7 protein-coding genes are annotated in these 12,630 nt (G+C 42.8%); 4 read left to right on the plus strand and 3 right to left on the minus strand.

From position 1 onward, the window contains the following. Positions 1-39: 39 nt before the first annotated feature. Positions 40-798, plus strand: coding sequence for a LytTR family DNA-binding domain-containing protein (locus SFV55_RS04695; protein WP_320028309.1), 759 nt, complete (start codon positions 40-42; stop codon positions 796-798). A 9-nt stretch (positions 799-807) separates the two neighbouring features. Here SFV55_RS04695 and SFV55_RS04700 read toward each other — a convergent pair whose 3' ends face one another. Continuing rightward, entirely contained in the window at positions 808-2,229 is a 1,422-nt protein-coding gene (locus SFV55_RS04700) for a peroxidase family protein (RefSeq protein ID WP_320028310.1), read from the minus strand. A 109-nt stretch (positions 2,230-2,338) separates the two neighbouring features. Here SFV55_RS04700 and SFV55_RS04705 point away from each other — a divergent pair, with 109 nt between their 5' ends. Next, the gene (locus SFV55_RS04705) at positions 2,339-2,821 is read left to right on the plus strand and encodes a hypothetical protein (protein WP_320028311.1); all 483 of its coding nucleotides are present in this window, start codon (positions 2,339-2,341) and stop codon (positions 2,819-2,821) included. A gap of 172 nt (positions 2,822-2,993) precedes the next feature. Here the strand turns inward: SFV55_RS04705 and SFV55_RS04710 are convergent, their stop codons facing one another. Beyond that, entirely contained in the window at positions 2,994-3,170 is a 177-nt protein-coding gene (locus SFV55_RS04710) for a hypothetical protein (protein ID WP_320028312.1), read from the minus strand. Between SFV55_RS04710 and SFV55_RS04715 the strand changes: the two genes are divergently transcribed. After that, a complete protein-coding gene (locus tag SFV55_RS04715) occupies positions 3,159-5,951 on the plus strand; it encodes a histidine kinase (RefSeq protein ID WP_320028313.1) in 2,793 nt (930 codons plus the stop codon). The genes SFV55_RS04710 and SFV55_RS04715 overlap by 12 nt on opposite strands. A 499-nt stretch (positions 5,952-6,450) precedes the next feature. Here SFV55_RS04715 and SFV55_RS04720 read toward each other — a convergent pair whose 3' ends face one another. Continuing rightward, positions 6,451-7,953, minus strand: a complete 1,503-nt coding sequence (locus SFV55_RS04720) for a GH3 auxin-responsive promoter family protein (RefSeq protein WP_320028314.1) — start codon at positions 7,951-7,953, stop codon at positions 6,451-6,453. A gap of 250 nt (positions 7,954-8,203) precedes the next feature. Here SFV55_RS04720 and SFV55_RS04725 point away from each other — a divergent pair, with 250 nt between their 5' ends. Continuing rightward, positions 8,204-12,532, plus strand: coding sequence for a PKD domain-containing protein (locus tag SFV55_RS04725; protein ID WP_320028315.1), 4,329 nt, complete (start codon positions 8,204-8,206; stop codon positions 12,530-12,532). The last annotated feature ends 98 nt before the right edge of the window (positions 12,533-12,630 follow it).

The following is a 12,630-nucleotide window of genomic DNA, read 5'->3' on the forward strand; positions in this document are numbered from 1 at the left end:
AGAGGGCTATACTGTCATAATTACAAAAAGAGGGAAAGCATGAAAGCCGTGATCGTTGATGATGAATTGGATGTTATTGGTCCAGTTCTAGAGCGCTATTTGCAAAAATATGCTGCTGATATTGAATTGTGTGGGCGAGCTGATAATATAGAAGATGCTTATCAATTGATTCTTAACCAAAAACCGGATTTGGTGTTTTTGGATGTGGAGATAGGGAGTGAAACGGGTTTTGATTTACTGCAAAAATTTGCTGAGCCTGAATTTATGGTTGTCTTTGTAACTGGTTTTGAAAAATATGCAGCTAGAGCGATCAGATTGGGCGCCTTGGATTTTTTGCAAAAACCGGTTGATCAAGAAGAGTTTGTTGAAGTGATTCAAAAAGTTCGGAAAGAGCGGAATAATCGGGAGTATAAAAAACAGATTGAGCTAGTGATTGAAGCTTTTCAGCAATTAAAACAAAATGTACGCCCAAGTCGGCTAGGTATTCCAGACTCAGAGGGTATCCTCTTCATCGATATTGACAAACTGATTCGGCTAGAGGCAGAAGGGATCAATACCCAATTCTTCCTAAAGGGAGAAAGTAGAAAAATCATTTCTAGCCGTAATATCGGCACTTATATCCCGCAATTAGAACCCTACATTGAGTTTATGAAAACCCATCGCTCTCACCTGATTAATTTGAAAGAGGTAAGAAGGTACCTGAGGGGAGATAAAAGTGTGGTTATGACAGATAGTGCAGAAATACCCGTTTCTGAGCAATATCGCGAAGAGTTATTGATGCGTTTAAGGAAATTGTGATTTCAGGTCTTACCAGTTGTCATAATCTGGAGGACCTTCAACTAATTTTTCCATATCAAAATCCTTTCCCCAATAGGGCGAAACCCAATTGGGATCCTGGTTGATGTAGCTGTTTTTATCACCTTGTAACAAACCAATTATTACCTCTCCAACGATTGTACTACCCACTGGGCCTAAGGTATTGGAACTTTTTTTGTAAATGTCAGAATACTCCTTTGCTTCATGTAAAATGTAATACCAAAGTGGAGTTGGTGTATAACCTGCTTCATAAGATGGTACATTAAATTTAGGGTCACCTCGTTGAAGATCAACAGGAATAACTCTTTGATTCAAAGCTTTTGCCACGTCTTCTCCACTAGGCAGTCCCACCATCTCACCGCGTTTTATTGTGCGAAATGGCAAGCTATTTCTATACTCAAATTCATTATCTAAATTGCCAAGCCCGGGAATATTATACAAGCCTGCTGATATTCTTGGCTCAATGAGGTGATTGCGTTGTGCACGGGGCCCAAAAAACAAAGAGAGGTCGATGTTAATGTTAACTTCAACATCGCTTGTATTCCGATTCATCAACGATGCTAAAGGGAGTGTACTTTGTACTGGCTTCGACCTCCTAACCCCTCTTGATTGCAGTTGAATATTTTTTCTGCTAACAACTTTATATGTGTTTCTTACTGTTGAGTGGCCAAACCTAAATGCTGCTGCGGCAAATTCCACTGGAACAAACGGTTCGTTCCTCCACTCATAAAATTTTCTTTTGACATTGGAGGGTGCACTAAATTCGAATATCTCTTGATAGGTTTCCTGATCAAGAATACGCGGTAAATAATCATGCAGAACGATCCATTGGTAATGCCATTTGGTTAATTTTTGGGCTTCATCAAATTTTTTTGTTTTCTTTAGAAAATAATTATGCAGTTTTTGAAACAACAGATGAATTTGAGCAATTATTTTATTTTCGTCATTTCTGGGGTCTGGGATAACCGCCATAATTGGGTCCCCATCGTCTTCGATCGGTTTTCTGAATAGATCCTTTCCGTCCTTCCCCAATAAAAAATTGCCTTTATCGGACGCATAATAGACAGGGTTAACTTTTGGATGGGACCCGTATAATGAATCCAGGTCAAGCGCAGGGGTTCTAAAATTCCATAAAAATTCAGGATCTATTTGCCTTTCTGAGATAGAAGTTGGGTCGTAGGTTAGGTCATGGCTGATGAATTGCCCTAAATAAGTATAACCTGCTGGTATAGAATTTAAATCATCCGTAGGGTTTTCATCGTCAAAGCGGCGCATTTTCTGCGCGATGGCATTTATTAATTCAGGCTTAAAACGAGCTTGAGGTAAACTGGGGAACATACGTCCGAACTTCCCACGTTCAAAAGATCGAGAATTAGGGACATTAAAACTGAAGTTGGAATCTGAGTGAGACATTTTATTGAGGTTTTAGTGAACTATATTAGCTCTGCAGAGCATTTCGTTGGTTTTTGATGCAGTTTATTATCAAAGTTATTTAATTTTATGTACAACAAAAAAAATAATTATGGCAGACGAGAATTTTGCGCCTTCAATTAGGCTTCTTGATTTTTCAAATCAGGGTGAATTGGCAAGTTTTAAGGAACAAGTCAACTTAATCTATACAGCATTTAGGCAAAGAAATATTTTGATGCCTCACAGTGTATTTATCCCTAGAAAAGAGCTACTTAGAGCTTTAGGGGTAGTCGAGAGAGATGGTGAATTAGTTGAATTAGAATCAGAATCAGAGCCTAAACGAACTGGCGTATTCCTTTATATGACCAGCAGTTCACATGAAACTAATTTTAATCCGGAGAAGTTAATCCAAGGGCTCTTCCCCGCAATGCCAGTAAACCCGAATACAGACGCGTCAAGCTTTACGATTGCGGTTGTAGCTACAAACGAAGAGCTTGGCAATTATCAAGACACTGGAGCTAATTTTATCACACTATCTGAGTGCCCTCCAAAAATTGATTGCCCCCCCTGGCATGAAGCCCCACCAATAGACTGATATAAGTTTGATCTTCCAATTTACCATTTAGATGAATTTATCTATTTTTTCTTAATTTAGGAGCTGGAAAATACTACCTATGTCCAGCTCCTATTTTTTAATCCCGATTAAGCTATATCTAAGTACACTTCTAACTTGCGCTGTCTTCCTGGCTATAAATGCACAAGACAGCCTAGGGAACTTTGTCTTTAAACATTTGGGCCAAAGTCAGAATCTGGTTGACTATCAAGCTTCCTTTTTCCATCAAGACGCCAGTGGATACATCTGGATCAGCAGTACTGATGGCTATAATCGATTTGATGGTCGTAAAGCCAAGTTGTACAAACCCAATAATAAATTGTTCAGTCATAACCCTATTATTACCAGTAGTTTATTTAAAGATGTCAAAGGGGATTATTGGTTTTCCACTCAAAGTGGCCTACATCGAATTGATCTTAAAACGGATACAATATCTTCCTATAGAATTTACAGCCCTCACGACCGTAGTTATTTAACTCTGCCTAAATTGTTTTATATAAATGGCGAAAAGGAGTTATGGGTTTATGACTCTCCTAATTGGTATGTCTTATCTCAAAACAATCCCAGGAAAGCTATTTTTAAAACTAGTTTGGATTCAAAATTTCAGCGAGTAAAGGTCATTCAAGATGCACAAGGTCAACCTAAAATGATTGCGGGTTCTTATTTTGGAAAGGGTTTTTATTTGAAACACCTGCAACAAAATAAGGATAGAACATCAAGAAGACTTGCTCAGCATATGATTGCCAATTTAACCAATGAAGCAGACTCCATTTTGTGGCTTGCCTCCATGAGCGGGCTGATCAAATATGATTTAGTCAAGGACACAATAAAAAGTTTATACCCACCTCCGGCTGGGAAAAAAGGATTTTTTGATGTCAATATATTTAAAAAAAATAAACTTTGGATTGGGGCTATAGATGCCAGGTTCTACCTGTTTGATAAGGAAAAATTATTTACCCCTCTTGAAAAATACCTAAAAATTGATCAAAAATACCTACCCATTCTGAGTTTGGATAAATCCTTTATTGATCGGATGAATAATTTATGGTTGGTTGATTGGAACTCGGGAATTTACCACACCAATTTGCATAAATACTTTTTTCAGCATCTGATCCCGGATAAAATTAACTTATTTCAAGGGCAGTATAATGCCAATAGTATAGTTGTTGATCATAACAATAAAATTTGGGCTAGTATGGGAGATGCCAATGCTATTTATTGTTTTGAAGGCGATCGCCTTGTAGTAAATAAAGCACTTACTATGCAAAATGCCAGCCGTTTAGTCACAGATGCTTTTGGCGCAGTTTGGGGGGTAAATGGTAATACACTGCAAGCTTTAACGTTTAAAAAATCGATTTCTGTTGAAGGAAAAATCCAACAAATTGCAAAACTTCCCAACGGTTTTGCTTTGGCTATTACAAATACTAGTTTGTTTTTAATTGATTTCAACCGCAATATTGCTTCAAAATTGCAATTAAGCAGCTCCAAAAATCAAACAATTGATCCCAGTTCAATTAATGGCGTTTTTACGGATAAACAAGGAAATTGCTTTATTAATCAAGAAATTAAAGATTTATCTATCTTTAAAATAAAAGGCCAGAACTTGATATTGCAATCCAATTTGGCCAATGTTGGTAGAATCAACGGTTTAATTGAAGATATTACTAAAAATGGGTATTGGATATCCTCTACTCTTGGACTGATGCATTTAATTAAAACCAAAGAAGGTTGGATTTTTGACCATAATCCTAAGGCAAACAAGCTATTGAATGTTACCTTCAACGGAGTTTTACAGGACCAGAAGGGTTGTTTGTGGCTATCCAGCAACGAGCAATTGCTAAGATTTGCCCCTCAAAAGCCTGGCGAAAAGATCAGCAGGTTTACTGTGAGTGATGGCATCATGAGTGGTCAATTCAATATGGAAGTGTCCCTTCGAGACCTCTCCGGCAAATTGTATTTTGGAGGGACCAATGGGATCACCATGATTGATCCTGAGCGCTTAAATACTGACACCATCCAGCCTAGGTTACTCTTAGATGGCATAAGCATCAATGGCCGAGAAAGTTTTTCCCATTTGAATGTCAATCGCTTAAGTTCCTGGAAATTTAAACCTAATCAAAGAAACCTTTCTTTCCGATTTATTACCATTGATTACCTTAGTCCAGATGAAAATGAATTTAAATATCGTCTAAGCAAAAGGTCATTTCTAAAAAGAAGAAACGACCAAGCCCCCTGGATTTCTTTAGGCACAACACCTTTACTCTCTTTGGCCAACCTTTCTAAAGGGCATTACACCTTAGAAGTAATTGCTGCGAACTCAGATGGATTGTGGATGAAAAAAGAGCAGGCATTTCGCTTTCCTTTTTACATTCAACCCAAGTGGTATGAAACAAACCTATTTTATTTTATACTGATTGCCTCAATTTTATTCCTTTCCTATGGCATTCATCGAAGACGTATCAAACGGCTGAAAGAGCAGGCCGAAACCGAACTCAAGGTGCTGCGCTTACAAATGAATCCGCATTTCATTTTCAATTCTCTTTCCGCAATTCAAAGCTATATCATCCAGCAAGATGTAGACAAAGCAGATCGTTTGATCAGTAATTTTGCCAAGCTGATGCGTAAAATACTCACTGATTCAGTCAAAGCCAATTTGAGTTTACAAGAAGAAAAAGACTTATTGGAATCCTACCTACTTACAGAGTCTCTTCGTTTTGACAATAAAATAAATTTCGAGATCAACATTGCCGAAGATTTAGATCCCGACGGCGTGTTTATTCCCACTATGATTGTTCAACCGTTTGTAGAAAATGCAATTGTACACGGATTAAAAAGAAAAAATGGGCAAGGTAAAATAAGGGTAAACTTTAGTCAGAATAATGGCATGTTGGAAGTTGTGGTCGAAGACGATGGGGACGGGTTTATCAAAAAAGAATCAGGCAATACTCACCAATCGAAAGCAATTGAGATTACTAAAAGGCGTATAGCCTTACTCCCCAACTCGGGTAAAGAAGCCGCCTCTTTAAACTGGTTTAATTTAGCCGATATGGACCCTTCTCAATCGGGATTCAGGGTAGAGCTACGTTTGCCTTTGGCGTATAAGGCAAGATAGCGTTGTTTTTCTAATTGTTATAAACTGCTTGCTTTGTTGAAACACTCCTTTCATTCAATTTTCACGTAGTTTGAAATATTTTGGGGTTTGTCATCAAATCACAACTTGTACTTTTGATTTAGAAGCTGAGTACAATGTACAACAATTACCAAAGTTGACTGTACATGTCAACACTTTAAGATACAAGCTCTAAATCCCTCTATTGTTTTCAACAAACAGGTGTCTTTTCCACATCCGTTATGGTTTACAAATTCAGCCTGGAATTCCTGAAAGATACTGCCCCGAAATCCTGGCTAGATAATTAATAAACTATTGTCCCAGTATTGTCCGGCCCTGGTAGAACTATACCCTCTTATAATTAGGTACCTACAATTAAAAAATTCTAACGAATTAGGAAAATATCCTGAAAAATTTAAAGTGTAATTACCTTTATTTTTTTGCAAAATGGAGGCAGAGTTTGTCAAAACCTGCCTCCATTTTTTTATGTCGGTTCCTTCTCTTAACCTAAGTGAAACCCCATCATCCCATCCGCAATCACCCGATCATTTGCCAACCTCGGCACTTTGTTCTGCCCGCCCAACTTGCCCTGGCTTTTCATGTACTCCCGAAAGGCATCCCTGCGCAGCGGGGTAATCACCAAAGGTTTGAGGATATTCCCTTCGATCAAATCCTGGTAATAAATATTTTGCACGATCATCAGCTCGTCCAAACGGGCGGCAAAAGCGGATAAATTTTCTGGAACCTCATCGAACTCAACCAGCCACTCGTGATAAGGAAGGCCGCCAGCAGGGGGATTCACCTGTGGCGCAACCGTAAATTCTACCACTTTGACCCCTTGTTCTTTGCACACTTGCAGCATGGCCTCTTCTACCTCCTTACCAATTACATGTTCACCAAAAGCAGATATAAAGTGTTTGATGCGACCACTAACCACCAAACGATGCGGGTTGGTGGAAACAAACTGTACGGTATCGCCAAGATTATAGCCCCAAAGCCCCGCGTTGTTGTTGATGATGAGGGCGTAATTAACCCCCGGTTCCACATCTTTGAGCCATAGCCGGGTGGGATTTTCGTTAAAAATTTCCTCTGCGGGTACAAATTCAAAAAAGATCCCCGATGCTGAGTTGAGCAAAAGCCCTGGTTCACTTTGACTATCCTGAAAAGCGATGAACCCCTCCGAGGCCGGGTAGGTTTCCACACTTGGAATACTGGCCCCTACCAGTTCTTCCAGCTTGGCGCGATAGGGTTCGTAATTGACTCCGCCATAAACAAAAACCGAAAAATTTGGGAAAATATCCAGTACCCTTTTTTTGCCCGAACGTTCGAGCAAACGCTCGTAATACATTTGTACCCAGGGGGGAATGCCGCTGATGAGGCTCATGTTTTGGCCGAGGGTTTCCGTTACAATGTTGTCCAGTTTGGTTTCCCAGTCTTCAATGCAGTTGGTTTTGTAACTCGGCATCTGGTTGGTCCGCAGCCAGGCTGGAATCATGTGATTGGAGATGCCGGACAAACGCCCTGTAGGAATACCCGCAGTTTCGCCCAACTCCGGGCTACCCGATAAAAAGATCAACTTACCATCCAACCAAGTTCCATTCCCGGTTTGGGCGAAGTAATTAAACAAAGCATTGCGCGCTGAACCAAAATGATTGGGAATGCTGTCTTTGGAAATGGGAATGTATTTGACACCAGAGGTAGTACCCGAGGTTTTGGCAAAATAGGCTGGTTTGCCCCGCCATAACACATCCTGTTCCCCGGCTTTGATGCGTTCAATATAAGGTTTAATGCCTTCGTAATCGCGGATGGGGACTCGCTCGATGTAATCCTGGTAACTTCGAATTTGTGCAAACCCATGTGCTTTGCCAAAAGCAGTGGTTTTGCCCACTTCGATCAAACGATTAAAAATTTGTTCTTGCTCCTGTACAGCATATGTTGACCAACGCTGGATATCGCGGGCAATTTTATTGGCAAAAGGTCTGATAATTCTGGAACGAAACCCCATTTTGATGCAAGTTCTATTTAAGTCGCGCAAAAATAAGTTTTTACAGGATTTTAGAAGGCATCATTTTTTGCTTTCCCTTTGTCAAAAAATTAACATAAAATGACCGAAAAATCAATTAAACATTAAACACGCGACTTATATTCAATAAAAAAATGTGCTTTCTTTGCGTTACTCTAAGGTTCCCCAAAGTTATGTAGCTAGCTTACCCTGTTCAATCTTTGCACTTTTACGCAATTAAAACCCATGAATCATGTCGCTGAAACTTGTTTCAGGTATTTTAATCTTGGTGGCTACTGCCTTTGTTGTTAAAGCTCAAACTGTACAAATTACCGTACTGAACGGGAAAGAGGTTCGTTGTGTTGCTGACAGTGTAGTACAGGTACAAATTACACCCAATCCCAGTCTGGACTTACGCAACATTACCCTCAATTGGGGGGATGGTACTGCTCCTGTCACCATTGCCAAGGGTGATTCCCTGATCTTACGCCACAAATACAACACCAGCCAATACCTCAATGAATGTGCCTATGCCTGTCCTTTGGGCGATGTAGGTGGCTTTTGCGTGCAGATTACGGTGTTGGCAACTTATTCCAACAGCGTGCCCGAAAACGTGAGTAAGTTTTTGACCTATAAAATGCCCCCTAGACCCGAGATTTTGATCAACTCCAATAATGTCGTTTGTACAGGCAATGAAGTTCAATTCAACAATCAAACCTGCCCCAACAATGACATGGAAATGCAGTTTACCTGGGATTTTGGGGATGGTACTACCAGTGTGGAAAAAAGCCCTAAACATACTTACACCGATTTGGGCAATCGAACCGTAAAACTCACCGCTAAAAATACCTGTGGTACGGAAAGTATCCAACAACAGATTCGGGTATTGGGGGAACCCAAGGCCGTGGCAAAAGCCGACTCGAATGTAGTCGAAGTAGCTGCCGACCGCTATGTCTTGTGTTTGTCACAAGGCAGCATCGTGAGGCTAAACGGTATAGGTACAACAAATGCCACCCTGTACAACTGGAGCATTTCAGGTGGTGGCCGCACTCATTGGGTCAGAGGCAACAACCGCAGTGAAATTGTTCGCCTGGACATCATCGACCCTGGAACCTATACAGTTACTTTTACAGCCAACAACGCTTGTGACCGTCCGAGCCGCAAAGTTTTGACCATCGAAGCCAAAGCTGCAGAAGCCCTTCTGCCCTTGAAATTACAGGAAGATGGCTGTATTTCGCTGAACTGCCGCCCTGAGCCCTTCAATACCAATGCTGCTTATAAAATCAATGGCATTGATATATCAGTATCCAATTTCCCCATTACTCTGTCTGCAACCAACACACCCTATATTGTGGAGGTACGCCTCAACAATGAATGTGGCAACCAAATGCGTTCGGATACTTTTTTTGTACTCCAACCCGAAAATGTTAGCATTTCTGCCCCCAGCAAAGACACTACGGTATGCGAACGAACCAATGCAATAACCCTCAACGCTGGACCTGTTGGTGGACGTTGGCTTGGGAGCAATATCAGTCGGCAGGGCAATCGGGATGTTTTCAACCCCAGTCAGGCTGGCGTTTTTCCGCTGATTTATGTGCGAGGCAATGGAGCCTGCGAACGCCGCGATACTGTGCAGGTAACTGTGGAAGCAAACGTTCGCCTCAACATTCGACCACAAACGGATGAGTGCGTCGATTTTGATTATACCACCATCCCTCAAATCAACAAAGCCCAGTATACCCTAAATGGAGCCCCAATCACAACTTTCCCTGTACCTATTACGGTGAGCACGAACCGAGATGTGTATACCGTACTGGCCACCCTGGAGAATACTTGTGGTCGCCAGGAATCCCGCGATACCTTTGTAGTCACGGGGGCACTTCCAGTAGGGATTACCCAGCCCTTGTTGCCTGTGAATCAGGTGTGCCAGGGAGATACTGCCCGTAGCCTGTCTGCCTTACCTGCGGGAGGAGAGTTCCGCGGAAACCAGGTCATTCGGGTTGGGTCTGGATTTGCCTTTAATCCGGTCAACACCGGAACTTTCCCCGTCATCTACGTGCGTGGGGACGGTAGTTGTGAGCGCCGCGACACCACTACTTTTGAAGTACAAGCCAAGGTGGTTCTGCGCCTGACCCCACAACAAGACGAGTGCAACCAGATCAGTTATACCCCCAATCCGATTATCCCCAATGCAGTGTACAGTGTGAACGGGGTAAGGGTACCCACTTTCCCATTGGATTTGGGGGCAACCAGTGCACCTTATGTCGTAGAGGCTACGTTAACCGATGTTTGTGGCACTCAGGTCGTAACGGATACATTTTTTGTACGCACACCGGATCCCTTGCAAATTACCAGCCCTGCCCGCGACACTTCGGTTTGTGAAAGTTCTGGTTCCTTCAATCTGGCGGTTTCAGCTGCCGGAGGTACCTGGCAGGATACCCGCTTCATCAGCAACAATGCCGGACAATTCAGCTTTAATCCGCAAGAAGCCGGCTCCTTTAAAATCATCTATAACCAGGGCAGCGGAACTTGTGCACAACAGGATTCTGTAATCATTGATGTGCAAAGGGTTACGCTGGAAGCCCAACGTGGGGATGTTTGTTTCAACTCGGCAACGCCATTGCAGGGTTTACCATTGGGAGGTACTTGGAGTTCAACTGCTTGCCCGGGTTGTATTGTAGGGGAGAATTTTGATGCCCGCCAATTGAGCGCTCCGACCGATTCGGTAGCTGTGTTTTATACGGTGGTCAATCCCATTGGTTGCCGCAATACCGATACGGCTTTTGTAAGGGTTACCCGCCCACAAGCAGGTTTTCAACCCCAGGGAAATTTGTGTTCCAATCAGTTGATTCAAATAGACCTGAGTGGCACCAAAGCAGAGCGCTCACGCTGGTTGTTAGGGGATATTCCACTTGACCCTCCGCCCTTCCAGTTTATCCCGGATGGTGATCAGCAAATCACTCAAATTGCCATCATTGGTGCTTGCGCGGATACCTTGACCCAAACGCTAACAGTCATTGCCCCACCACCTTCGGCTGCCTTTACCCCTAGTGGGGACGAAGGTTGTTCCCCATTTAGTGTGAGCTTCCGGCCCAATGAGCCACAAAGGGATGGGCTGACTTATACCTGGAATTTTGGCCATACGACAGCTGACTCTTTACGAACTTTTCTGCCTGATTCCAATTATGTGTACACCAATGACAGCAACAGAATCCGCAGTTTTGTAGTCTCGCTCCACATCGTGAACCAATGCGGTTCGAGTAAGGAGGAAAATACCATCAGTGTATTGCCACTCCCCAAAGCACTGATTGGTCTCGACTCCTTGAGCAACCAGTGTTCTCCGGTTACTGCTACAATCACCAACCGCTCAACGGGCGCTCCCGAAGCTTGTTTCTGGGATTTTGGCAATGGAACCCGCGACAGCACTTGCCGCAATGTGTTTGTGCAAAAGTACGTGGCAGATACTACCACGCTCCAATATTTGATCAAACTGGAAGTAAGCAACCTCTGTGGGGTCTCGATGGATACTTTCCAACTCACAGTTACTTCTCCAGGAGTACAGGCCTTTTTTAGCCTGGACGATTACGATATTTGTCCCAATAAACCCATTCAGTTCAGAGATGCTTCCACTCCTTTACCAGGAAGGGTATTTTGGAAATTTGGGGATGGGGGTGTTTCACAAGATCCTAACCCAACCTATGTTTACCGGGATCCAGATACGACCCTCACGGTGACTTTAATTGCCCGAACGGGTTGTGGCTATGATTCCCTGAGCAGGAAAGTAACCATCCAGTCCTTGCCCGATGTCAATTTTGCTACCGAACGTTATGCTTGTGAGGGGCAACCGACCCAATTCCTCAACCGATCTGATGAAAAAGCGGCTTTCCGCTGGGATTTTGGCGATGGGCAGATCGATTCAGTATCTTATTCTCCGCAACACATTTACCAATCAGGTGGCAACATGGCCAATGTCAGCCTGACCATCAAGGATTTCCCGAATGGTTGTGAAAACACGGTCACCAAACCCATCCTGATTCGGACTAAACCGGAAGCCAATTTTACCATCAATGGCGACTCCACAGGTTGTGCTCCCTTTACAGTCATCCTGCAAAACCTCTCCCGCGGTGCCAACCGCTGGGAATGGGATTTGGGAAATGGTGAACGATCGGAACTGGAAAACCCGGGTACCGTATTCAGCGCCGGAACTTACGACATCACCTTGATCGCCAGTTACGAAAACACCTGTCGGGACACCTTCCGCCTGGATGATGCGGTCAATGCCGACGATTGCGGCGTGTTTATCCCCAATGTATTTTCCCCCAATGGCGACGGTAAAAACGACTTTTTCACCATTTATGGCGGCCCATTTAGCGCCACCAATATCCGCATGATGCGCATTTATACCCGCTGGGGCGAGATGATTTTTGAAAAGGAAAACTTTCCCATGGATAACTTAAGCGGCTGGGACGGTCGAATCAAGGGCGATGTGCCAATCCCCGGGGTGTATGTTTATTGGATTGAAATAGAACAGTTGGGCGGGCAAACAAAAACCTATAAGGGGGATGTAGTATTGATGCGGTAGGAGTATAACTATTTCGGATTTCGCTAAGTTTCAGGCTTGAAACTCATTGAAATCTGAAATCCCCAATCCGAAATACAGAATAACTATGTACCTTTGTG

This window comes from Haliscomenobacter sp. (assembly GCF_033763495.1).
Taxonomy (GTDB): domain Bacteria; phylum Bacteroidota; class Bacteroidia; order Chitinophagales; family Saprospiraceae; genus Haliscomenobacter.